This window comes from Duffyella gerundensis, from assembly GCF_001517405.1.
Taxonomy (GTDB): domain Bacteria; phylum Pseudomonadota; class Gammaproteobacteria; order Enterobacterales; family Enterobacteriaceae; genus Duffyella; species Duffyella gerundensis.
Genome location: NZ_LN907827.1, coordinates 1,763,321 through 1,787,100 on the forward strand (window position 1 = coordinate 1,763,321; position 23,780 = coordinate 1,787,100).

25 protein-coding genes and 1 tRNA gene are annotated in these 23,780 nt (G+C 53.8%); 10 read left to right on the forward strand and 16 right to left on the reverse strand.

The annotated features are described in order from the left end of the window. Position 1: 1 nt before the first annotated feature. Positions 2-991 (forward strand): succinylglutamate desuccinylase, encoded by a 990-nt coding sequence (gene astE / locus EM595_RS08150; protein ID WP_067430165.1) that lies wholly within the window; start codon positions 2-4, stop codon positions 989-991. A gap of 269 nt (positions 992-1,260) precedes the next feature. Next, on the forward strand, positions 1,261-1,755 hold the full coding sequence (gene spy, locus EM595_RS08155; RefSeq protein ID WP_067430169.1) for an ATP-independent periplasmic protein-refolding chaperone Spy: 495 nt from the start codon (positions 1,261-1,263) through the stop codon (positions 1,753-1,755). A 111-nt stretch (positions 1,756-1,866) separates the two neighbouring features. Here spy and EM595_RS08160 read toward each other — a convergent pair whose 3' ends face one another. From EM595_RS08160 to EM595_RS08180, 5 genes are all read right to left on the reverse strand, one after another. After that, positions 1,867-2,751, reverse strand: coding sequence for an SDR family oxidoreductase (locus EM595_RS08160; protein ID WP_067430172.1), 885 nt, complete (start codon positions 2,749-2,751; stop codon positions 1,867-1,869). A 103-nt stretch (positions 2,752-2,854) separates the two neighbouring features. Then, the gene (gene cho / locus EM595_RS08165) at positions 2,855-3,715 is read right to left on the reverse strand and encodes an excinuclease Cho (protein ID WP_067430176.1); all 861 of its coding nucleotides are present in this window, start codon (positions 3,713-3,715) and stop codon (positions 2,855-2,857) included. A 171-nt stretch (positions 3,716-3,886) separates the two neighbouring features. Beyond that, complete coding sequence (nadE, locus tag EM595_RS08170; RefSeq protein WP_067430178.1) at positions 3,887-4,714, reverse strand: NAD(+) synthase; 828 nt, start codon at positions 4,712-4,714, stop codon at positions 3,887-3,889. Between the two features lie 101 nt (positions 4,715-4,815). Further along, complete coding sequence (locus tag EM595_RS08175) at positions 4,816-6,006, reverse strand: multidrug effflux MFS transporter (protein WP_067430182.1); 1,191 nt, start codon at positions 6,004-6,006, stop codon at positions 4,816-4,818. Then, on the reverse strand, positions 6,003-6,584 hold the full coding sequence (locus EM595_RS08180) for a TetR/AcrR family transcriptional regulator (protein ID WP_067430185.1): 582 nt from the start codon (positions 6,582-6,584) through the stop codon (positions 6,003-6,005). The genes EM595_RS08175 and EM595_RS08180 overlap by 4 nt, the downstream gene beginning before the upstream one ends. Positions 6,585-6,759: 175 nt before the next feature. Between EM595_RS08180 and osmE the strand changes: the two genes are divergently transcribed. Further along, complete coding sequence (gene osmE, locus EM595_RS08185; RefSeq protein ID WP_067430188.1) at positions 6,760-7,095, forward strand: osmotically-inducible lipoprotein OsmE; 336 nt, start codon at positions 6,760-6,762, stop codon at positions 7,093-7,095. A gap of 49 nt (positions 7,096-7,144) precedes the next feature. On the opposite strand, the gene EM595_RS08190 is transcribed toward osmE, so the two are convergent. The 7 genes from EM595_RS08190 to hxpB all read right to left on the reverse strand — a co-directional run bounded on the left by EM595_RS08190 (position 7,145) and on the right by hxpB (position 14,906). Beyond that, on the reverse strand, positions 7,145-7,519 hold the full coding sequence (locus tag EM595_RS08190; protein ID WP_067430191.1) for a DUF6515 family protein: 375 nt from the start codon (positions 7,517-7,519) through the stop codon (positions 7,145-7,147). Between the two features lie 174 nt (positions 7,520-7,693). Then, on the reverse strand, positions 7,694-9,958 hold the full coding sequence (gene katE / locus EM595_RS08195) for a catalase HPII (RefSeq protein ID WP_067430194.1): 2,265 nt from the start codon (positions 9,956-9,958) through the stop codon (positions 7,694-7,696). Between the two features lie 208 nt (positions 9,959-10,166). Then, positions 10,167-11,558 (reverse strand): L-cystine transporter, encoded by a 1,392-nt coding sequence (locus EM595_RS08200; protein WP_067430198.1) that lies wholly within the window; start codon positions 11,556-11,558, stop codon positions 10,167-10,169. A gap of 170 nt (positions 11,559-11,728) precedes the next feature. After that, positions 11,729-12,322, reverse strand: a complete 594-nt coding sequence (locus EM595_RS08205) for a metal-dependent hydrolase (protein ID WP_067430201.1) — start codon at positions 12,320-12,322, stop codon at positions 11,729-11,731. 114 nt (positions 12,323-12,436) lie between these two features. Then, on the reverse strand, positions 12,437-13,198 hold the full coding sequence (gene kduD, locus EM595_RS08210; protein ID WP_067430205.1) for a 2-dehydro-3-deoxy-D-gluconate 5-dehydrogenase KduD: 762 nt from the start codon (positions 13,196-13,198) through the stop codon (positions 12,437-12,439). A gap of 31 nt (positions 13,199-13,229) precedes the next feature. Beyond that, the gene (gene kduI / locus EM595_RS08215) at positions 13,230-14,066 is read right to left on the reverse strand and encodes a 5-dehydro-4-deoxy-D-glucuronate isomerase (RefSeq protein WP_067430208.1); all 837 of its coding nucleotides are present in this window, start codon (positions 14,064-14,066) and stop codon (positions 13,230-13,232) included. Positions 14,067-14,237: 171 nt separating this feature from the next. Next, positions 14,238-14,906 (reverse strand): hexitol phosphatase HxpB, encoded by a 669-nt coding sequence (hxpB, locus tag EM595_RS08220; protein ID WP_067430211.1) that lies wholly within the window; start codon positions 14,904-14,906, stop codon positions 14,238-14,240. 157 nt (positions 14,907-15,063) lie between these two features. Between hxpB and EM595_RS08225 the strand changes: the two genes are divergently transcribed. Next, complete coding sequence (locus EM595_RS08225) at positions 15,064-15,600, forward strand: YniB family protein (protein ID WP_067430214.1); 537 nt, start codon at positions 15,064-15,066, stop codon at positions 15,598-15,600. Positions 15,601-15,605: 5 nt separating this feature from the next. On the opposite strand, the gene EM595_RS08230 is transcribed toward EM595_RS08225, so the two are convergent. Beyond that, complete coding sequence (locus EM595_RS08230) at positions 15,606-16,499, reverse strand: fructosamine kinase family protein (protein ID WP_067430217.1); 894 nt, start codon at positions 16,497-16,499, stop codon at positions 15,606-15,608. Between the two features lie 91 nt (positions 16,500-16,590). After that, positions 16,591-16,881 (reverse strand): type V toxin-antitoxin system endoribonuclease antitoxin GhoS, encoded by a 291-nt coding sequence (ghoS, locus tag EM595_RS08235; RefSeq protein WP_067430220.1) that lies wholly within the window; start codon positions 16,879-16,881, stop codon positions 16,591-16,593. 368 nt (positions 16,882-17,249) lie between these two features. Between ghoS and EM595_RS08240 the strand changes: the two genes are divergently transcribed. From EM595_RS08240 to EM595_RS08250, 3 genes are all read left to right on the forward strand, one after another. Beyond that, positions 17,250-18,011, forward strand: a complete 762-nt coding sequence (locus tag EM595_RS08240; RefSeq protein ID WP_067430223.1) for a DUF481 domain-containing protein — start codon at positions 17,250-17,252, stop codon at positions 18,009-18,011. Between the two features lie 437 nt (positions 18,012-18,448). Further along, positions 18,449-18,628 carry a con-10 family general stress protein gene (locus tag EM595_RS08245; RefSeq protein WP_067430226.1) on the forward strand — a complete coding sequence of 60 codons (180 nt, stop codon included), beginning with the start codon at positions 18,449-18,451 and terminating at the stop codon, positions 18,626-18,628. 555 nt (positions 18,629-19,183) lie between these two features. After that, positions 19,184-19,257 (forward strand) — tRNA-Gln (locus tag EM595_RS08250). Between the two features lie 76 nt (positions 19,258-19,333). Here the strand turns inward: EM595_RS08250 and EM595_RS20630 are convergent. Together EM595_RS20630 and EM595_RS08260 are read right to left on the reverse strand one after the other, a co-directional pair. Then, positions 19,334-19,666, reverse strand: a complete 333-nt coding sequence (locus EM595_RS20630; RefSeq protein ID WP_071852499.1) for a four-helix bundle copper-binding protein — start codon at positions 19,664-19,666, stop codon at positions 19,334-19,336. Between the two features lie 166 nt (positions 19,667-19,832). Next, positions 19,833-20,396 (reverse strand): diguanylate cyclase, encoded by a 564-nt coding sequence (locus tag EM595_RS08260; protein WP_067430232.1) that lies wholly within the window; start codon positions 20,394-20,396, stop codon positions 19,833-19,835. Positions 20,397-20,957: 561 nt separating this feature from the next. On the opposite strand from EM595_RS08260, the gene thrS reads away from it, so the two are divergent. The 3 genes from thrS (at position 20,958) to rpmI (ending at position 23,731) form a co-directional block, all read left to right on the forward strand. Then, positions 20,958-22,886 (forward strand): threonine--tRNA ligase, encoded by a 1,929-nt coding sequence (gene thrS, locus EM595_RS08265; protein ID WP_067430235.1) that lies wholly within the window; start codon positions 20,958-20,960, stop codon positions 22,884-22,886. A gap of 3 nt (positions 22,887-22,889) precedes the next feature. Beyond that, positions 22,890-23,441 (forward strand): translation initiation factor IF-3, encoded by a 552-nt coding sequence (gene infC, locus EM595_RS08270; RefSeq protein ID WP_067430238.1) that lies wholly within the window; start codon positions 22,890-22,892, stop codon positions 23,439-23,441. Between the two features lie 92 nt (positions 23,442-23,533). After that, positions 23,534-23,731, forward strand: coding sequence for a 50S ribosomal protein L35 (gene rpmI, locus EM595_RS08275; protein ID WP_004157374.1), 198 nt, complete (start codon positions 23,534-23,536; stop codon positions 23,729-23,731). The last annotated feature ends 49 nt before the right edge of the window (positions 23,732-23,780 follow it).

The window sequence follows — 23,780 nt, forward strand, 5'->3', positions numbered from 1 at the left end:
GATGCACGATTTTTTAGCCCATACGCTGCACGGCGAACCGCCCGCAATAACCCAGGCACGTTTACCCGCGCTGCACTGGCAGTGGATTGACGAAGGCATTCTGGAGATCACGCCGGAACAGCCTGCCACCATGGCACTGGTGATTTCTGCGGGCATTCACGGCAATGAGACCGCGCCGGTAGAGATCCTCAACCGGTTAATTACGCCGCTGCTGCAGGGCGATAAACCGGTTTTGCCGCGTGTGCTGGTGATCCTCGGCAATCCGGCCGCGCTGCGCAGCAATCAGCGTTATACCCGGATTGATGTTAACCGGCTGTTTGGTGGCCGCTGGCAACAGTACGACGACTGCGCGGAAGCGCGTCGCGCCTGGCGGCTGGAGCAGGCGATTGAGCATTTTTATCACTCTGGCTGCTGCGATGAGGTGCGCTGGCATCTCGATCTGCACACTGCCATTCGCGGGTCTTATCATCCGCGTTTTGGCGTGCTGCCGTACAGCGCTCGTCCGTGGCCAGCCGACTTTTTACAGTGGTTAGGCGCCGCCGGTCTGGAGGCGCTGGTGTGGCACAACGCGCCCGGCGGCACCTTTACCCATTTCAGCTGTGAACATTTTGCTGCCAGTAGCTGTACGCTGGAGCTGGGTAAAGCGCAGCCGTTTGGCAGCAACGATCTGAGCCAGTTCGCCGCGGCTGAACAGGCGCTGTCGGCGTTGCTGTATGGCGAGGCGCTGCCCGCTGTGGCGCAGCAACCGCGTCATTACCAGGTCGCCCAGCAGATCACCCGGCAGGGCGCGCAGTTTCAACTGCACATCGACGCGGACACGCTGAATTTTGCCCGCTTTTCCCAGGGCGCGCTGCTGGCAGAAGAGGGCGAGCGGCGTTACGTTGTCCAGCATGCTGAGGAGTTCGTGCTGTTCCCGAATCCCAACGTCGCCGCGGGCCAGCGCGCCGGGTTGATGCTGGTGGAAACGCCGCCGCGCAGCGAAACGCAATAAACTGTAAAGCGTCCGATCGGGCGCTTTCGTTTTCCGCCCAACATCGTTACACTCCTCCACGTTTTCTGCCGAAAGCCGAGTAAATTCATACTCTTTTGCAATTCCTCACACCATTCTTCGCATTCTCTTCATGATCGCTGCATTTTTCTCTTTTATGCTTTCAGGGCTTTACTCATGCTCTGAGTAGTTGACGTTCAGCGTCGTAAACTCATTTCCGACATCACGACACAGGCTGTCGTCATTAAACTGAAAAAGAAAAGGACAATATTATGCGTAAACTGACCTCATTAATTATCGCAACTACCATGGCTTTTGGCGCAGCAAATATCGTTCACGCCGCAGCGGACAACCTGACTCCACCGCCAGCAGGCAGTGAGAAAGCGATGCACAAACCCCCTATGCACCGCGGTGGTATGCACGACATGTTTAAAGGTTTGAATTTGACCGACGCGCAGAAACAGCAGATGCGCACCATCATGCAGCAGGGTCATAAAGAGATGAAACGTCCGTCGCTGGAAGAGCGCCGTGCTAATCACGACATTATCGCTTCAGACAGTTTTGACAGCGCCAAAGCCGCTGCTCAGGCCGAGAAAATGACAGCGAACGCGAAAGAGAACGCGGTAGCGATGATGGAAACGCAGAACAAGCTATATAACGTGCTGACTGCCGATCAGAAAAAGCAGTACAACGCGAACTTTGAGAAACGCCTCACGGAAAAACCGCAGCATGAAGGCAAAATGACACCACCGCCAGCGGCTGAATAAGCTGATTGACGAATAGTTAAGGCTGGAAAAGAGACCGCCGGCGTTGTCCACATAGCAGATTTGCAGTGTGGGCAACGCCGGCGGTTTTACGTTGGCAATCAAAAAACGCTATCAGAACGTGCCGGTACCACCGTCTGAGCACCAGACCTGGCCGGAGGCGAAGCTCGCTTCGTCTGAGGCTAGCAGCACATAAAGCGCGGCGATTTCCGCTGGCTGGCCAGGACGACCAAACGGCGCTTCTTCACCAAACTTCATCACTTTTTCCTGTGGCTGGCCGCCGCTTGATTGCAGTGGCGTCCAGTAAGGACCCGGTGCAACCGCATTGACGCGAATGCCTTTTTCTGCGACCTGCTTCGCCAGACCTTTGGTAAAGGCGATGATCGAAGCTTTGGTCTGCGCGTAATCCAGCAGCATTGGGCTTGGTTTGCCCGCCTGAACAGAAGACGTGTTCACAATAGCTGAACCGGATTTCAGGTGCGGCAGTGCGGCTTTGGTGATCCAGAACATCGCGTAGACGTTGGTTTTGAACGTCTTGTCGAAAGACTCGGTAGTCAAATCGGCGATGGATTCGCAAAACTGCTGGCGTCCTGCGTTGTTCACCAGAATATCCAGACCGCCCAGCTTCTCGACCGCTTCGCTGACCAACTGCTGGCAGAAATCTTCGCTGGTGATATCGCCAGGAATCGCAATCGCTTTACGGCCTTCCGCTTCAATCAGCGCGATCACTTCTTTGGCGTCTGACTCTTCAGCGGGCAGATAGTTAATGGCAACGTCTGCACCTTCACGTGCATAGGCAATCGCTGTGGCGCGGCCAATACCGGAGTCACCACCGGTGATCAGCGCTTTGCGGCCTGCAAGGCGACCACTGCCTTTGTAGCTTTTCTCGCCGTGATCCGGGACAGGCACCATTTTGCTGGCAAGCCCTGGTACTTCCTGGGGCTGGCGTTCAAAAGGGGGAACCGGGCGTGAAATCTCATTTGGGTTATGTTGCGACATTATTCCTCCTCATCCAGTGATAAAGTGCGCAATAAACTGCGACACAACAGGCATAAGGGTAGACGCTTATTCTGCCTTTCGCGAAGCGAGGCGGCAGAAAAGGTTATAACGGAACGATTTGGTATTTGCCGCCAATCACCGGGCGACACAGGATTTTATAGCCATCCTGATCGAAGCCGGGCGGTGCCCGCTTCAGGGTTTTTGCCTCGTCAAGGTTGCTTACCGAACCAAGATAAAACCAGTTATCGATCACATGAATCTGTGTGATATCCGGGCCTTCTTCAATCAGTCCAACCGGGCCTTGCCACGGCCAGCAAACCACGCGTACCTTGTCCAGCGCGGTCAGTAAACGCTGATGATGCGCTTCCAGCGTCTCTTTGCCGCAGCAGGCACCGGCACAGCGGCCCAGCGCCGAGCGGAAGCAACCGCGGTTTTTGGTCAGGCTTTCCAGCCCCAGCAGGCCATAACAGAGCTGCTGTTCATCGGCGATTTTTTTCAGCGTTTCCAGCGCGGCGCGGCGGTTAGCGTAGAGGCCATAAAGGTTAGGCGAGTGGGTAAAATCGACCTCTTTGGCGTAAACCACCTGCGGCTTGTCGTCGTTCAGCTGTAGCGAGCAGAGTTGGCGATTTTTACGTAACCGTTTGTTAAAAAGAGGCTGTTGGGTCTTGATCATCTGCGCTTCCAGCAGCAGTGCGCCGAGTTCACCGGCGGTGGTGATCCAGCTGACCCGTCGCGCCAGACGCAGCATTTTTGCCTCATCCTGCGTGCGAAAGTGGGACATCACCCGCGAGCGCAGATTGATACTTTTCCCAATGTAGAGCGGCAGGGTGTCGCTCTCGCCGTGAAAGGTATAAACACCGGGCACCTTTGGCAGGCCATCAAGCCACTGGCGCAGGTGTTCGGGATATTCATAGATGGTTGCCGCATTAAATTCGAGGCGATGGGTGGATGCACGTCTGACCAAGATTCACTCCGTTTACTGGTTGCCTGTCCAGTGTATCAGCCAGAGTGAATGTTGAACAGACGCAGCTAATGGGCGATGGGAAAAGGCGATCGCTTCATTTCGCGGCGGGTTCAGAGCAGATGGGCAAAAAAGCGTAAAAACGGGCGAAAGCCTTCGCCCGCGGAGGGAACGTTATTTTTTCCAGAAATCGTCGAACACGGTAATCGGCGGACGACGTTTATGTTCGGTTTTCAGATACCAGTTTTCGATGGTTTTGGCGGCCTGCGGATCGATGGTTTTACCGGTGAGATAATCGTCGATCTGTTGGTAGGTGACGCCCAGCGCCACTTCATCTTCCAGACCAGGGCGGTCATCTTCAAGATCCGCGGTGGGATGTTTGAGATAGAGATGCTCCGGGCAGCCCAGCGCTTTCAGCAAGGCTTTGCCCTGGCCTTTAGTCAGGCGGAACAGCGGATTGATGTCGGTGCCGCCATCGCCATATTTGGTAAAGAAACCGGTCAGCGCTTCGGCGGCATGATCGGTGCCGACCACCACGCCCGCGGTCATACCGGCAATGCTGTACTGCGCCTTCATGCGTTCACGCGCTTTTTCATTGCCGCGCACGAAGTCGCTCAGGGTCAGGCCCGCCTCTTTCAGGGCTTTTTCGCTGGCCAGCACCGCCTCTTTGATGTTCACCACCATCACGCGATCGGCTTTGATAAAGTTGATGGCATCCTGACAATCCTGTTCATCTTTCTGGACGCCATAGGGCAGGCGCACGGCGATAAACTGGTAGTCCTGCTTGCCGGTCTCTTCACGCAGTTCGCTAATCGCCATCTGGCTCAGCTTACCTGCCAGCGTGGAGTCCTGACCGCCACTGATGCCCAGCACCAGGGTTTTCAGAAAGGGATGCGCCTTGAGATAGGACTTCAGAAAATCGACGCTGGTGCGAATTTCCTGCTGAGCATCGATAACCGGTTTCGTGTGCAACGCGCTGATTATTTCCTGTTGCAGTGCCATTACTCTCTCCTCATGTCAGTGCCTGTTAGAAAGCTGATGTTATAAAGCTAACGTGCATGCCGCAAAACGACAAGGTCGAATGCGGCAGCAGGGCGCGGCGATCAGGCGTGTGCGGGTTTTTTCGCCAGCAGCAGAAACATCAGGATCGCCAGCATGAAGCAGCCAAAAATGGTGGCGGTCATGGTCAGCACCGAGGTGCCGCCGATGCCGGTTATCGGTACGGTAATGGCGCCCAGCGTAAACATAGTGACGCCAATCACCGCCGACGCGCTGCCGGCGCGGTGCCCCTGACTCTGCATCGCCAGCGAGGATGCGGTGGTGGCGATAACGCCGTTACTGGCGATGGTAAAGAACAGCGCCACCAGTACCAGCGGCAACGGTGCGCCGCTGATGCCGAGCAGCACCAGCGAGCTGGAGGCGATAAACGCCAGCGTCAGGCCGCCCTTCAGCACGCGATATTCACCCCAAAGCGGACAGAGGCGGGCGCTGGTTTGCGAGGCGATCACCAGCCCAATGCCGTTGGCAGCAAAGCAGAAGCTGAATGCCTGCGGCGACAGGCCATAAATCTCCTGCAGGACAAAAGGTGAGGCGCCGATGTAGGCGAACATGCCGGACATCATAAAACCCTGCGTCAGGCAGAAGCCCATAAACGGACGGTGCATAATCACCTGGCCAAGCGCGGCCCAGGCGGAAAACAGCGAACCCTGACTGCGACGTTCAGGCGGCAGCGTCTCTTTCAGCTTGAAGCGGCTGAGCAGCAGCAACAGCACGGCAATCGCCGCCAGCGTCATGAAAATGCCGCGCCAGTCGAGCACGGTCAGCAGCGCGCCGCCCAGCACCGGCGCACCAATGGGCGCGAGGCCGTTGACCAGCATCAGCAGGGCAAAAAATTTCGTGAGCTCATGGCCTGAATACATGTCACGAGCAATCGCGCGCGACAGTACGGCACCGCCTGCGCCGGAGAGACCCTCAAACAGCCGTGCCAGCAGCAGCTGATCGATGGTTTGCGCCATGGCGCAGCCCACCGAGGCGATAAACAGCAGCACCAGCGACAACAGCAACGGGCCAACGCGGCCAAATTTATCGCTCATCGGGCCAAACAGCAGCTGACCTGCGCCGAGGCCGAGCAGGCCGGCGGTCAGGCTAAGCTGTGCAGTCGCGGTTGAGGTCTGTAAGTCTCGCGCCAGCGCCGGTAGCGCGGGCAGATAAAGGTCGATACAGAGCGGACCCAGGGCGGCCAGCAGGCCAAGCGTGATGGCGTAACCCAGGCGATTGGGGTGAGCAGGTGTCATTTATCGGTCTCAAAAAGTTGATGAAAAAGCTGTTGGTAAAGGGGTAAAAGCTGCGCAGCAGCGGCTTTCTGCGGCGTCAGGCGCCGAAAGGCGGTGCCGTCGATCAGCACGGCGATGATTTCCACGCAGGCGCTAAGACGCGCCGCCTCAAGATGCGGATATGCCGCAGCAACTTCACGCCGGGCGTTATCGAACATCAGGCGATCGGCATCGGCAAGAATGTCAGCAATACGCCGATTGCGTGACGCTTCAGCGGCGACTTCCAGCATCAGCAAATCGTCATCATCGTTAAGCGCCTGGCGCCAGGCCAGCAGCTGTGGCAAGCGTTCTGCCGCGGTATTGCCTTCAATCGCTGCCACGCGCGTGGCAACGATGCGTCGCACCATTTCCGCGACGATCTCCTCTTTGTTGGCAAAATAACGGTAGATTTGACCCACGCTGAGCTGTGATTCACTGGCGAGCTGCGACATGCTGGCGCCGTGGAACCCGGCGCGCCTGACACAGCGCCTGGCTGCGGCGATGATCTCATCCTGCCGCTGGTGATGACGGGCATCACGATCGGAATGCGCGGTGGTCATGATTTTTCCCATTTTGAGAACGATCGTTCTCGTTCGCGGCGCAGTGTAACGGATTCGCTCGCCGGGGAAAACCGTGGGATCGGAACAATTGCAGAAGAATTTTCGCCACCACCTTGATAAATCTCCTTTTCTCTTCCAGGCTTATCGCAACATGGATAAAACGAGGAACAACAACATGATGAAATTAACAGGACTTATCGGTGCTGCAGTGGCGCTGGCTGTGTTGTCTGGCTGTTCTGCATACGATCGTGCAGAAAGCTATGTCACCAAGCCGGTGGTAAAGGATGTTAAAAAAGGCATGACCCGCGAGCAGGTTCGTCAGCTGGCTGGCCCTGCTTCAACTGAAATCACCATGGTGCATGCCCGCGGTACTTGCCAGACTTATGTGCTGGGCGAGCGCGATGGCAAAACCCAGACTTACTTCGTCAGCTACAGCGATACCGGTCGCGTCATGAACTACGGCTTCCAGAGCTGTAAAGAGTACGATACCGATCCGCAGGCAAACATGTAATTGCCGGTTGATGAGAAAAAGGCCCGCTGATGCGGGCCTTTTTTTATGCCTACAGTCCCGGCGGCCGGGGCACCTCAAGGTACTCTCCCGCAATATCACGCTGATAGAAATGTCCTTCGCTAACGTAATAACGCTTGCCGTTGTAATCCAGCGCGCGGCGCGGTTCCTCTTGTGGCGGTTCCACCACCACGTAGCTGTCGTTCTGACGCTGGTAATAATTGCCGTTGAGCAAGTAGTAGGTCAGGCCGCCAATCAATACCGCCGTCGCCGCCTCTGGTAAAAAGCGCATGGCGCCATGCCCGCCGCCGTGCCCGTGTGGCGCGTCGTGCCAGCCGCCGCCGCGCCAGCCATCGCCCGGATGGGCAGAAGCGATAACCGGCGCCAGTAAAGTGAGCATAAGTAAGGAAACGATGCGTTTTTTCATGCGGTTTCTCCTGCGTTAACTCAACGCAGCATCGGCGCTCGCCAGGCTAAAGACAAGCAGAAAACCGGGCTTTTTGCCGCTGCTTACCACGCTTAACGTCTTCTTTACGCAGCGCTCACGATTGACGGCGGAATAAGGAGAAAAAGGGGCGCAGTGCGCCCCGAAGAGAGGAGGTTAAGCAGGAACGGACAGGGCTTTCTGACTGCGTGACCAGACCCGATGGGCGGCCATAGCGGTGAGAAAATCGCTCATCAGGGCGCCTTCCGCTTTCGCATCTTCCACCAAGCCTTCTTCCGCCTCATCGTCGCCGACGCTGAACTGCGCTTTAAAACGACGTGCGTCACCGCTCAGGCCAATCACCTTGAGGTGTTTATAGGCTTCCAACAGGAAGTAACGTGCATCGCCGCTGAGCAGCAGGGCATCAATGTTGCCATCCGGAACGATAACCGCATCAAAGGTCAGCGATGGCAGACCAGCAAAAGTGGCGTCAATCGGCAGGGCAGAGCCGTCATCGGCGCGTACCTGACCCATATGGGATGCCAGCAGTTTGGCATGCACGCCTTCCGCTTTCAGTGCCTGCAAAATGGCCAGTACGTCGGCTGCTTTCACGCCGTCGCTAATCAGTAGCGCAACCTGACGGCCTTTGATGCTGCCGCCCGGTTGAGCATACAGGCTCAGGCTTTCCGCTTTGCTCAGGCCATTAACCGGCTGTGGCGGCGTGGTGTTCAGCTGCTCATCGGTAAGCGCCAGGCCGAGGTTCTCCGCTACGCCGCTGGCCAGCTGCACATCAATACGCAGCAGATGATCGACGACCCGCTCGCGGATATAAGCGCGGCCCACTTTGCTCAGTTCAAACGAGAAGGCGCCAATAATGTGCTGCTGTTCAAACGGCAGCTGGCTGAGCCAGAACAGGCGCGGCTGCGAATAATATTCGCCAAAGGAGGGGCTGCGCTCGCGAACTTTATGCCCTTCAACGCGCTCCTGATAACTTTCGAAACCACCGCCTGACGGTGCCGGTGGCGTTTCGCGCGGCCAGTTATCGTTAATGGAGTTCGGCTCGTAGTTTGCCGGATTGGTATCGATATCCATCCGATGCATGCCCTGACGCTGGAAGTTGTGGTACGGGCAAACGGGACGGTTAATCGGGATTTCGTGGAAGTTAGGCCCACCGAGGCGGCTGATTTGCGTATCGGTGTAGGAGAACAGACGGCCCTGCAGCAGCGGATCGTTACTGAAATCCATACCGGGAACGATATGACCAGGGTGGAATGCTACCTGTTCCGTTTCGGCGAAAAAGTTATCCGGGTTACGGTTCAGCACCATTTTGCCCACCAGCTGCACCGGGACCAGCTCTTCCGGAATCAGTTTGGTGGCATCCAGCAGATCGAAATCAAACTTGAATTCATCCTCTTCCGGGATCAGCTGCAGGCCCAGTTCATATTCCGGGAAGTCGCCCGCTTCAATCGATTCCCACAAATCGCGACGGTGGAAGTCGGGATCGCGCCCGGTAAGCTTCTGCGACTCGTCCCACAGCAGTGAGGCTTTGCCCGCCACTGGCTTCCAGTGGAAACGCACAAAGGTCGCTTTGCCGTCGGCGTTAATCAGTCGGAAGGTGTGAATACCAAAGCCTTCCATGGTGCGATAGCTGCGCGGCAGGCCACGATCGGACATCGCCCACACTACGTTGTGCAGGGTTTCCGGCTGCAGCGAGACGTAATCCCAGAAGGTATCGTGCGCGCTCTGACCCTGAGGAATTTCGTTGTGCGGTTCCGGTTTTACCGCGTGCACGAAATCGGGAAACTTGTGCGCATCCTGAATAAAGAACACCGGTGTGTTGTTGCCTACCAAGTCGAATACACCTTCATCGGTGTAGAACTTGGTGGCGAAGCCACGAATATCGCGCACGGTATCCGCCGATCCGTTGCCGCCCTGGACGGTTGAGAAGCGCACGAAAACCGGTGTAATTTTTTCAGGATCGCTGAGGAAGTCCGCTTTGGTGATCTCTTTCAGCGAAGAGTACGGCTGAAAGTAACCGTGTGCCGCGGAGCCGCGAGCATGCACGATACGCTCAGGAATGCGCTCGTGGTCAAAATGGGTGATCTTTTCCCGCAGGATAAAATCTTCCAGCAGCGTGGGTCCACGCGTACCGGCACGCAGCGAGTTTTGGTCGTTGGCAATACGCGTGCCCTGATTGGTGGTTAATGGCGCATCGGTGCCATTTTTACGATTAGGCTCAAGCTGATCGAGTTTTGCGTTGTGTGTATCCGGTGCTTTCAGGCTGCCAGGCGCGGTGGGTTCTTTGCCCGGAGGCGTGGGCTGCGCGGAGGGCTGATGTGAACCATCGGCCGGCGCCAGCGAATCGCGTGCGGGCTGAACGGAATCGGTACCGGTAAACGGCGCGGTATGAGTGAGTTCTTTTTTATGGGTTTCTTTCGACATGACGCATTGCTCCTGTGGATGTCGCGTTAGGCTTCATTAACTATAGAACAGCCTCCTTAATACGCTGACAAACATCAGGGAATTGCGATAATCCTCGGCCGATGGCGCAAGGTCGGTGCTGAAATAGCGCCAGTGCAGGGTAATTCAATGATTTACAGATAAAAAAAAGCCGGCTTTCACCGGCTTTATGCTGACTGCCTAACGCGCGTTAACGCTGCGCTAATTCCGGACGCTCGTCGCTTTCCAGCACGCGGCGGTCGGTCATACCTAACCAGCGGCTGGTCAGGGAACCCGCGGTCATTGAACCATTGACGTTCAGTGCCGTACGGCCCATGTCGATCAGTGGCTCAATCGAGATCAGTAGCGCCACCAGCGTCACCGGCAGGCCCATGGCGGGCAGGACGATCAGCGCGGCAAAAGTGGCCCCGCCGCCCACGCCAGCAACACCGGCTGAGCTCAGCGTGACAATACCGACCAGCGTGGCAATCCACAGCGGATCAAACGGGTTGATGCCCACGGTTGGCGCCACCATAACTGCCAGCATGGTCGGGTAGAGACCCGCACAGCCGTTCTGACCAATAGTGGCACCGAACGAGGCGGAGAAGCTGGCGATTGACTCGGGCACGCCAAGACGGCGGGTTTGTGCTTCCACGCTCAGTGGAATAGTGGCGGCACTGGAACGGCTGGTAAACGCAAAGGTAATAACCGGCCAGACCTTGCGGAAGAAGCGCAGCGGATTGATTCCGTTGGCCGACAGCAGCAGGGCATGCACGCCAAACATAATCGCCAGGCCAAGATAGGAGGCGATTACAAAACTGCCCAGCTTCATGATGTCCTGCAGGTTAGACGTCCCAACCACTTTGGTCATCAGCGCCAGTACGCCGTACGGCGTTAGCTTCATGATCAGACGCACCAGCTTCATCACCCAGGATTGCAGCGTGTCGATCGCCTGCAGTACGCGCTCGCCTTTCTCTTTATCATCTTTCAGCAGATGCAGCGCCGCCACGCCGAGGAAGGCAGCAAAGATCACCACGCTGATGATAGAGGTTGGGTTGGCACCGGTTAAATCAGCAAACGGGTTTTTAGGGATAAACGACAGCAGCAGCTGCGGCACGGTGAGATCGGCCACTTTGCCCGCGTAGTTGGTCTGGATGGCGGCCAGCCGCGCGGTCTCTTTGGCACCCTGCACCAGGCCGGTAGCGTTGAGATCGAACAGGCCAGTCACCAGTACGCCTACCAGCGCTGAAATGGCGGTGGTCACCAGCAGCACGCCGATGGTCAGCACGCTGATTTTGCCCAGCGACGAGGCGTTGTGCAGACGCGCCACCGCGCTAAGAATTGAGACAAACACCAGCGGCATTACAATCATCTGCAGCAGCTGCACGTAACCGTTGCCAACAATGTTAAACCAGCTGATTGATTCGGTGATGACCGGATCGTTCTCGCCGTAAACGGCGTGCAGACCAAGACCAAATACCACGCCGATCACCAAACCGGTCAAAACCCGTTTGGAGAGGCTCCAGCTGTTACGACCGATTTTCGCCAGCAGCAGTAGCAGGGCGACGAAAATCACAATATTAAGAATGAGCGCTATGTTCATCCAGACTCTCCATTAATAACAATATTCCTGACAGAAATGACCGTATTCCCGTCAGGACAGGCGGTTTTATTCCGCCTCCCAGTGATAATGCCGCCATGTTAGCAGCAGGGCGAATTCATCCCTTATATCCAAAGGTTATTGTTTATAACGTAATGGTTTTTTCTGGCTGATTAATGACCAGGGACCTGCTTTATCAGTTGGTTAAAGCCGCTCTGCGCCTGATTGATAATCTGTGCGGTCCAGCCTTCAGCGCCGAACGGCAACGAGCCCGGCGGAAACCACAGCGCCAGTCCAACCAGCACATAGCAGAAAACGCGCTCCAGCTGATTGCCATTCTGACTACTGCGCAGCACCGGCAGGCGAAAACGCCAGCGGCACGGCCACAGCAGCGGAACGCCAGCTGGCGTCAGCATGTCCGCGAGAATATGGCTCAGATAGCCCAGCACCATGCCTTGCAGCACATCGGCAGGAATAATCCAGCCCTGAGGAATGTTGACCTGAAACAGCCACAGCCCGCCCAGCACGGCGAGCAGGCTATGGGTAAATCCACGGTGGCCAAAGATGCGGGCAATGGGATGCGATAACCAGCGCAGCCGCTGACCGAGCAGCGATCGTGGATGATCGATGTCGGGCAGCAGACAGGTCAGCAGCGTGGCCGAAATAATGTGCCACCAGTCACCCTGGGCCAGCACTGGCGTAAGTTCGGCGCGCTTGGCAAAAATGGCACTGGCAACGGCAAAAATGATGTGGCCTTCGGCCGTCATGGATAAATCCCTGGGTACATGGCTGTCAATGCATCCAGTATAGGGATTTATCCAGTAAAGTTGAATATGTGACGCTGTAACCAAAGATGAAAATCGTGTCGACCGGCGAAATTATCAGCGCGCCAGCCAGCCACCATCTACTGCCAGCGTATAACCCTGCACGTAGTCAGACGCGGACGAGGCAAGAAACACCACCGGCCCCATCATGTCGTCCGGCAAACCCCAGCGGCCGGCAGGAATGCGGCCAAGAATTTCCTGACTGCGGCCCTCGTCATCACGGATTTGCGCGGTATTGTTGGTCGCCATATAGCCTGGCGCAATGGCGTTGACGTTGATATTGTGCTTCGCCCACTCATTTGCCATCAGCCGCGTCAGGCCCATCACGGCACTTTTCGATGCGGTATACGACGGTACGCGAATGCCACCCTGGAAAGAGAGCATAGAGGCGATATTGATGATTTTGCCGCCGCCGCCCTGAGCGATAAACTGCTTTGCCACCGCTTGCGAGAGGAAAAACAGCGTTTTGCTGTTGATGTTCATCACATCGTCCCAGTCAGCTTCGGTGAAATTCAGCGCATCCTCGCGGCGAATGATTCCCGCGTTGTTAATCAGAATATCGATGCGGCCAAACGCTGAGACCGCCTGTTGCACCACATCCGGCACCACGCGGGTGTCAATCAGATCGGCGTCAATGCCATGAAAGGCGCGGCCGGTTGCTTCAACCAGTGCCTGCGTATCGTCCGGCCCGGAGCGGTTAACGCCAATAATGTCGCAGCCTGCCTGGGCCAGACCGATTGCCATGCCCTGGCCTAAGCCGGTATTACAGCCGGTGATCAGCGCGACTTTCCCTTCCAGATTAAATGCATTCAGTATCATGCTTACGCTCTCTTAAATGTGGATGCTGCGCCTAGCGCAAATCACCGATCTGAACCGGATCCATGTCATCAAATACCTGGTTTTCGCCGACCATACCCCAGATAAAGGTGTACCTTTTGGTGCCGACACCGGCGTGAATCGACCAGCTTGGCGAAATGACCGCCTGTTCGTTATGCACCAGCAGATGACGCGTCTCCTGCGGCTGGCCCATCATGTGAAAAACCGCGGTCTCTTCATCCATGTCGAAATAGAAATAGACTTCCATGCGCCGCTCATGGGTGTGGCACGGCATGGTGTTCCACAGGCTGCCTTCTTCCAGGCGTGTTAATCCCATGGTCAGCTGACAGGTGGGCAACACATCGGGAACGATGAATTTATTAATGGTGCGGCGGTTGCTGGTGGCGGCATCGCCGAGGGTGGTGGAAGAGGCCTCGGCAAGCGTGATTTTCTTGTCGGGCCAGGTGCGGTGCGCCGGGGCGCTGTTGTAATAAAACTTGGCCGGACGGGCGGCATCATTGCTGCTGAAGATCACCGATTGTCTGCCCATGCCGACGTAAAGCGCTTCCTGGTTGCCGATCTCCCACTGCGTACCGTCAACATCGATCACGCCAGGACCGCCGACGTTAATGACGCCCAGTTCGCGGCGCTCCAGAAAATAGCTGACGCCAAGCTGTTTACCCACTTCGCTGCCGATGGTCACGCTTTGCGTAACCGGCATAATGCCGCCGATGATAATGCGATCGGTATGGCTGTAGGTCATGGTGTAGGTATCGGCGGTGAACAGCGTCTCAATCAGAAATTCGCGGCGCAGTGCGGCAGTGTCGAGCTGCTTTGCATGGTCGCTGTGGATACTTTGACGGACTTGCATATCAGACCTCGTGCGATGAAAGGCGAAAGAACCGTGAAGCAATCGCGGTGTACCCGAGGAATAATAGGCATCCTGAGATGCTAATTCAATAAAAATGAAACGCTGTTTTATTTGTTTTGGAGGCGAGATCAAAGTTTATCAGGCTGCGCGCAGGCAGCCTGTTTATCGTACTTAGCCGCGCAGGTGAAGTGCAGTGAGTTCAGCCAGCGACCTGAGCTGCACATGAGCAACATGCCAGCGAGCATCGTCACGGTTTTCGGCGGCTGGCACCACGATTGAGCGCATGCGGGCGGCGCGCGTGGCGATCATGCCGTTGAAAGAGTCTTCGAGCGTCACGCAGTTCAGCGGGTCGACGCCCAGTTTAGCGGCCGCATCAAGATAGACCTGAGGATGGGGCTTGCTGTAAGGCAACATCTCGGCCGAGGCCAGTGCTGAAAAATAGTGCCTGAGGTTGAACATCTCCAGCACGCGCTCCAGCATAAACAATGGCGAAGCGGAAGCCAGGCCGATGGCCAGACCTTCTGCCTGACAGAGTTTCAGCGCGTGTTCAACGCCTGGCAGCAGCGGTCGCTGTGCTTCCACCAGCGACAGCGCCCGCGTGATAATACGCTGCGTCACTTCAGCCTGATCGGGGCCGTTCCACGGCTGGGCGTCATACCACATGCGAACCACCTGATCGATGCGCAGGCCGAGCGTATCGGGCAGCTCAGCGCGCCGCGACAGGTCGATACCCAATGCCGAAAATACATCGCTTTCGGCCTGATCCCACAGCGGCTCGGAATCGATCAGTAATCCATCCATGTCAAAGATGGCGGCTAAAACAGGTCGGGAATAGGACATTAGCGGCTCCACTGGTTGATGTGTCACAACCTTAGCATGGCTGATGGCGCACGCTGGCGAGGAGCCGCGGGAATTTTAACGGTGCGCCGATTTTTTCAGGCAGATTTTCTTCGCAGCGGGTAGACTTAGGGCCACATTGAGGTGTTAAGGAGAAACCATGACTTATCAACAGGCTGGCCGCATCGGAATTCTGAAGCGTGTGGTTGGCTGGATTATTTTCCTGCCGGCGCTGATCTCAACCATCATTTCGCTGTTGAGCTTCATGTTCAGGCACAGCGAGAAGCAGCCTGGCATCGATGCGGTAATGCTCGATTTCGTGCATGTGATGATCGACATGATCCGCTTTAATACCGGCTTTCTGCACTTTTTCTGGCAGAACTCGCCGGTGCCAGATTTTCACGGTGGCGCGAATCTCGGCTTCTGGTTTATCTATATTCTGATTTTTGTTGGTCTGGCGCTAACCGCTTCCGGTGCCCGCATTTGGCGGCAGTCGCGTTACATTAAAGAAGGCATTGAAGATCAGCTGATAATGGAAAAAGCCAAAGGCGAAGAGGGGCGCTCCCGCCAGCAACTGGAAGCGCGTATTAACGTGCCACATCACACGATATTCCTGCAGATTTTCCCGCTTTATATTCTGCCGATTATCATCGCCATAGCCGGTTATTTTATCCTCTCTCTGCTTGGCTTCATCTGATGTTGTCAGGCCGGACTGGCCTGACTTTCCATCCATTCGTCCGCATCCAGCAGTTCGCCTATTGCCCTTTGTGATTCCAGCAGCCATTCGCCGCCAAACACGTTGGCCCGGTTAAGCAAATAATAAAGCTGATAAATCGGCTGCCGCTGTGAGAAACCGGCGGGCAACGGCCAGATAGACTGATAACCCTCATAAATTTGCGGTGGCAAAGCGGTATACCACGAGAGCATCGCCAAATCGCATTCCCGGTCGCCCCAGTAACAGGCGGGATCGTAAATCCATGGACCCTCCGCGCTGCCGCCACAGTTAGTTGGCCAGAGATCGCCATGCAGCAGAGAAGGTTGAGGCTGATGTGTGGCCAGCGCGCGCTGCACGCAGCTGATGATCAGATCGATATTGCCATACTGAATGCCTTTTTCGGCGGCCAGCTGAAGCTGCCAGCCGATGCGCTGTTCGGCAAAGAACACTGACCAGCGACGTAGCCAGCTGTTGGGCTGCGGTGTGGTGGTAATATTGTTGTCAAAATCGAAGCCGAAGTGCGCCTGTTCGCTCCACTGGTGCAGGCGGGCAAGCTGCTGCCCAAGCTCAAGGGCGCTGGTGCTGTCGAGCGGAGTAAGCGGAATGTATTCCAGTAACAGAAAGCTGACGTCGCGATCGCTGCCTACGCCATAGACCGCCGGCACACGTACCGTTTGGCTACGCGCCAGCAGTTCGAGCTGAGCGGCTTCCCAGGTAAAGAGATCAAGCATGTCGCGCTGGTTGCACTTCACAAACACATCGTGCTCACCGTAACGAATATGCCAGGCGGGATGAACATCGCCGCCGGGAAGCGACGTTTTTTGCCCAATATCGGCGCTGCCCAACTGTTCACTTAACAGACGACCAATGGCTGACCACATACGGTACTCCTCTTTCGCTGGTGGGGAATGAGTGTTACGCGTCAATCGTCATCTAACCTGCGCCGATATTGCCGGAAGCGTGGCGCGGATATTAAGGAGCGTGTTGCAAAAAATCGTCGAGCGTTTGAACATCAACCCGCAGTTTATCAGCAGGTAAACTGGCAGACGCGGCGATAATCTCCTGCTGCAATTCCTCGGCGGTTTTGGCGGTAATTATGCCAAAGCTGTTGAGGCCGAGCTCATGCGACTTGCCATGTTCATCATGCAGCGAGGTTGTGAATCCACTGCCTGTCATCGCTGAGGTAAGTTGCTGAATGTCGCCCAGGCTCTCTTCCTGATAATGCAGCGTAACGACAAAATGCTGTAATCCTGTCGGACTCATAATTCACCTTATTGTTATCGAAAGCGTTTTTTAGCGTAGTTCAGGGTCGTCGAGGTGGCGAATTGTTAGCCAACTATGCTGTTATAAAAGCGGAAAAAAGACGGGGAAGCAAGCAGTCTTCAACAGGTGAAATCTGCAAACGCAGCGGCGGACACTTTTTGTTGCAAAATCAGTGCGGCGATAAAAATTACACTCTATACTGCGCGTCGTTAATGGGATGATTCCCATACCGGCGGGGATTTGCGGATAATGCAGCGCACGGCCCGCATTTCATATTTTTTTACAATACTTACTTAAAATTGCATTGATTGGCTGGAGAAATTCTTCAGACTCACTCTTTTTTAAACTGTCGTACGGGTCACAATTAAATGAAAGCGTTAACCAAGCTGTCAGCAGCTCTTTTGCTTCCGTTGGGAGCATTTTGTCACCAGGCCATGGCTGATAACAACGTATTTACCTCCATGGACGATCCTTCCACGGCGAAAAAGCCTTTTGATGGCAGCGCAGCCGCAGGCTATCTGGCCCAGACCGGCAACACCACCAGTTCCTCGTTGACCGCGCAAACCAACATGACCTGGTTTCAGAGCAGAACCGCTTACAGCCTGTGGGGCAACGCGGCGAACACCTCAGCGAATGATGAGCGCTCTTCAGAGACCTACAACATCGGTGGCCGTAGCCGCTATAACATGACCAACTACGATTACCTGTTTGGTCAGGCGAGCTGGTTAAGCGATCGCTTAAATGGTTATGACTCACGTGACGTACTGACCGCCGGTTATGGTCGTCAGGTGCTTAACGGCCCGGTGCATTCACTGCGTATGGAATTTGGTCCTGGCGTTCGCTATGACGATTTCCATGACGGCGGTCATGAAACTAAAGCGCTGGGTTATGGCGCGCTGAGCTACCAGTGGCAGCTCACCGATACCACCAAGTTTGTGCAGGGCGTTTCCGTGCTGAGCAGCTTTGGTGAAGACACGACGGTTAACTCCGAGACCGGCTTGCAGGTGGCTATTAATGAACACTTTGCTCTGAAGCTGGCCTATAACGTGACCTGGAACAACAATCCGCCAGAGTCTGCGCCAGATCGTACCGATACCAAAACCTCTGTTATGCTGTCTTACGCAATGTAAATTAAACAGGCCGCCTCTCTGGCGGCCTGTTTCGTTTCCCCGTATTTTCCTGTTAGCCATGCAGCCTGCAATGCGTTCAGACGCATGAATGCTTGCCTGCTATAGCGTCTGTTCTACCCGCCCAGTGTGCCCAATCAATCCGTGAGTTGCGCATTATTTTAAGCCGTGTGTAACACAGTGTAAAATTACGCAGAAATAAGCGAAGCGTACGGGTTGCGTTAAATTATTCTATTTTAAATAAAAGTTATTTTGTGCCGTTTTGGTTGTTTTTACATAGCCGTTTCGTTATTTAATGCCAATGTGATTTTTTTATATAAATGGATTTGCACTCTCAGAGCTGTCACCTAGAATAATTCATGCAACACGAAAAAACGTCCGGCGTAATAGCATTATGCTGGTTGCCATTAAACAAATGACAATATGTTCAGGAGGGAATTATGGCCGAACATCGTGGTGGTTCCGGTAACTTCGCAGAAGATCGCGAAAAAGCATCTGAAGCAGGAAAAAAAGGCGGTCAAAACAGCGGTGGTAATTTCGCTAACGACCGTGAAAAAGCATCAGAAGCAGGAAAGAAAGGTGGCGAACATAGCCATGGTGGCGGGCGCAAGTCTGATTGATTAGAGTTAAATGAACTCTTTTTAATTCCACCAGCCCCGGCGTAATTATGCCGGGGCTAAATTTTATAACATTCTTTGATAATGAAAATGTCAAAGCGAGCGCTGATCCTCTCTGGATCCGGCCCCTCCTAATGGGATGTGAAAAAAACCTTTTCTCCGCCATACCTGAAACATAATCTTCAACCCTTCCAACTCTCTTCATTAAAGTTATTACTAACTTAAATACATGTTTCTTCGTTAAATAAAATAAACTCCAGCTGTACAATGCGGTATTTGCACGGGCTTATGCTTGTTGTTTTATTCTGGCATGCCATGCTTAATTTTCTGTACTGCTCCTGTCCTGCATGGAGGAATGATGGGCCAGATAAACTTTTGCTGTCAGGTCTGCGGAAGTAACAAGTTCATCTTCACTACATATAATAAAAAAAGAGGCACGCAACACGGCGCAGTGTGCAGTAAATGTAAAACGCCACTTACGACGGCTTCATTTTCCAAAGTAAATATCATTCGTTTTGCCGGTTAAACAGAGACGTTTACTTTCGCGTTGAGGCAATTACGGGCGTGGTATAACGGTATTACTGCAGTCGTTGAGGCTGATGATGCAGGTTCAATTCCTGCTGCCCGTTCCAACCGGCATTCGCGCTTTGGTTAACGGAACAAAGAGGATGAAATAACCGCCACGCCGGACGGTTATTTCTGCAGGCCTTATGCTGCACCAGCCATATTACGGCAGGCTTCAGCACACTGATGGCAGGCCCTGGCGCAATGCTGACAATGATCATGTTCATGCTGACCACATTCATCGCCGCAGCGGTCGCAGATCTCTGCACACAGCTTACAGAGTTGAGCGGCATACTCACTTTTCTGCGCCATCAATTGTGCGGATACCCGGCAAATTGCAGCGCACTGTATATCATAGCGAATACAGTCACGCATCATTTCCACATGTTCTTCTTGCAGACAAGAGGTTGCACAATTATCACAGGCAGTAGCACATAAATAACAGGCTTCGATACAGCGTTGAAATTGCTCGTTCATTATTTTCTCCCTTTTTTAAATATCTTTTTAAGCCTGGAGGAAGATGGTCATTATGCAAGTGGAAAATAACGATTCATGGTGGGATTGGTTGATAGGTAGCTGCTTTTCGATTTTTAAAAATATGCAATTTTCATCAGGAAAAACGGCTGATTATCACCTTTATTAGCTATTTACCCTGCGCAATCCCTTTCGCCTTCTTGCCGCGCCGATACTCTTCCAGATAGGGCAGGACCTCCAGCAAAAGAATACCCATTAATACCGAAGCAATGTAACCCACCGGTAAAGGGTCGGGACGCAGATGTAAATCAAAGCGGGCGGATTCCGGCCCTGCACCAAACAATGCCAGAAATTGCGGCCAGTGACGGGAAATAACCAGTAACAGTGCCATAAGTGGAACCATTTCCAAAAAGCTGTGTACATGCTGCTCGATGGGCGATACTTTTCTGGCGGTTACCGCATAACTGACATCCCACAGCGCGGTGGCTTCATGGCAAAAAAACAGCACGATCATAAAGCCTATAATTAACGCGTTAACCTCAAGAAATAATGCTGATAACATCGGGATGCCCATTTGCAAAAACATAAGCAGATGAATCCAGGTTTCTTTTATTCCTGCTGTGGTTTCAATGTGTGTTGCCCGATGACAAAGCCAATCGGCAAAACCTGCTATCAACCATACGGGTAAGACAAACCACAGCAGTAAAAACATCTGCGGATCGGATGATGGCATGATTTCCTCCTCTAAATAATTGTAATTAAGCGTAGCTGCGACTCGCGTATGCGCAATATCTGCGTCGTCATCTCAACGAGGCGGTAATAAAGAAGATTATTTTTTTGACTTCAGCAGGGCGCTATTAATCAGTTAAGCCGGAAAGTGGTTTACAAGGTAAAAAACAGCCGTCGAACAATACCAGCGACGAGTCTACCAGGCGGGGTTAGGCTGAGAAGGCAAGAAGCCCTAATCTTTAAGGCATAAGCAGCGCGCAGCCATGCCGCGGAAACCTGCATGCAGCACCATTTTTGCTTCAGGCACGCGCAGGCTGCTCCCCTGATTAGCCGAAATCCCCAGAGAAACAGGACAAGATACCGATTTAAAATCAGCGTCATAGCGTGTAAGATATGCCGTCTTCGTAGGTTATCCAGGGTCGCCGCTGCCATATGTGCAGGTCGAACTGTCTACCAAATTGACGATTGTAGGTCAGTTTTGGTCAGTAACTTACTGAAATAAAGCCACTAATTAATGATTGCATGTAATCTTTCGTGTGGGTTACCACTGCAGTAAGGATATAAAATGCCAGTAATTACTCTTCCTGATGGAAGCCAGCGTACGTACGATCGTGTTGTTAGCGTGATGGATATTGCGCAGGATATCGGCCCCGGCCTGGCGAAAGCCTGTATTGCTGGTCGCGTAAATGGCGAACTGGTCGATGCGGTCGATCCGATCGCCGAAGATGCCAATGTTGCTATCATCACTGCAAAAGATGAAGCCGGTATGGAGATTATTCGCCATTCCTGTGCTCACCTGTTAGGGCACGCCATCAAACAGCTGTGGCCAGATACCAAAATGGCGATCGGCCCGGTCATTGATAACGGCTTCTATTATGATGTCGATCTCGATCATACGCTGACGCAGGAAGATATCGAACTGCTCGAAAAGCGTATGCACGAGCTGGCAGAAAAAAATTACGATGTGATCAAGAAGAGGGTGAGCTGGCAGGAAGCGCGTGATGAGTTTGCCTCACGCGGCGAAAGCTACAAAACCACTATCCTTGATGAAAACATCAGCCGTGACGATCGCCCTGGCCTGTATCATCATGAAGAATATGTTGATATGTGCCGCGGTCCGCACGTACCGAATATGCGTTTTTGCCATCATTTCAAACTGCAGAAAACGTCTGGCGCCTACTGGCGCGGCGACAGCAGCAATAAAATGCTGCAACGCATTTATGGCACTGCCTGGGCTGACAAAAAGCAGCTGGCTGCCTATTTGCAGCGGCTGGAAGAGGCCTCGAAGCGCGATCACCGCAAAATTGGTAAACAGCTCGATCTTTACCATATGCAGGAAGAAGCGCCGGGGATGGTCTTCTGGCATAATGATGGCTGGACGATTTTCCGTGAGCTGGAAGTGTTTGTTCGCAGCAAACTGAAAGAATACCAGTATCAGGAAGTGAAAGGCCCGTTTATGATGGACCGCGTGCTGTGGGAAAAAACAGGGCACTGGGAAAACTACAAAGAAGCGATGTTCACCACCTCATCGGAGAACCGCGAATATTGTATTAAACCAATGAACTGCCCTGGGCACGTGCAAATTTTTAATCAGGGTCTAAAATCTTACCGCGACCTGCCGTTACGTATGGCAGAGTTTGGCAGTTGTCATCGCAACGAGCCGTCAGGCGCGCTGCATGGCCTGATGCGCGTACGCGGATTCACTCAGGACGATGCCCACGTCTTCTGTACAGAAGACCAGGTGCGCGACGAAGTGAACAGCTGCATCAGGATGGTATATGACATGTACAGCACCTTCGGATTTGAAAAAATCGTGGTGAAACTGTCAACCCGTCCTGAGAAGCGCATCGGTAGTGATGAACTGTGGGACCGTGCAGAAGCGGACCTCGCTGCCGCGCTGAAGGAAAACGATATCCCGTTTGACTATCAGCCGGGCGAAGGTGCATTCTACGGCCCGAAAATTGAATTTACGCTGCATGACTGTCTCGACCGAGCCTGGCAGTGCGGTACCGTACAGCTCGACTTCTCTTTGCCGAGCCGTTTAAACGCTTCCTATGTGGGCGAGAGCAATGAACGTCAGGTGCCGGTGATGATCCACCGTGCAATTCTGGGTTCGATGGAACGCTTTATCGGTATTCTTACCGAAGAGTATGCCGGCTTCTTCCCAACATGGCTGGCGCCGGTGCAGGCGGTGATCATGAATATCACCGACGGGCAGGCGGAATATGTCAACGAATTGACCCAAAAATTACAGAATGCGGGCATTCGTGTAAAAGCAGACTTGAGAAACGAGAAGATTGGCTTTAAAATCCGCGAGCACACATTACGCCGTGTCCCTTATATGCTGGTCTGCGGTGATAAAGAGGTAGAAGCGGGCAAAGTTGCCGTTCGTACCCGCCGTGGCAAAGACCTCGGAAGCATGGATGTCAATGTGTTGATCGAGAAGCTGCAACAAGAAATTCGCAGCCGCAATCTTCGACAACTGGAGGAATAAAGTATTAAAGGCGGAAAAAGAGTACAACCTACGCGTCCTAATCGTATCAATGGTGAAATCCGTGCCACAGAAGTGCGTTTAACTGGCGTTGATGGCGAGCCGATTGGTATTGTCAGTCTACGCGAAGCATTGGAAAAAGCCGAAGAAGCAGGCGTTGATTTAGTAGAAATCAGCCCTAATGCTGAGCCGCCGGTTTGCCGCATTATGGACTACGGCAAGTTCCTCTACGAAAAAAGCAAATCTTCTAAGGAACAGAAGAAAAAGCAGAAAGTTATCCAGGTTAAGGAAATCAAATTCCGTCCTGGTACCGATGATGGCGACTATCAGGTCAAACTACGCAACCTGATTCGCTTTCTGGAAGAGGGCGATAAAGCCAAAATCACGCTGCGTTTTCGCGGTCGTGAAATGGCGCACCAACAGATCGGTATGGAAGTGCTTAATCGCGTCCGTAAAGACCTGTGTGAAGATCTGGATTTGGCCATTGTCGAATCTTTCCCTTCGAAAATCGAAGGCCGCCAGATGATCATGGTGCTCGCACCTAAGAAGAAACAGTAGGCCGTCAAGTAATATGCCGCGCAGCGTTCGCGCTGTGCGGTATTATTCGCCTGTCTGATTCATTTTATTAACAATGCGAAGTGGATACAAAAATGCCAAAGATTAAAACTGTACGTGGCGCGGCCAAGCGCTTTAAGAAGACCGCTTCTGGCGGCTTCAAGCGTAAACACGCTAACCTGCGTCATATTCTGACTAAAAAATCTACTAAGCGTAAACGTCACCTGCGTCCGAAAGGCATGGTGTCTAAAGGCGATCTGGGTCTGGTTATTGCCTGCCTGCCGTACGCATAAGTTTATTTTTTAATTTAACCCGATCGCATTCAGCTTCTGCAGACCATGG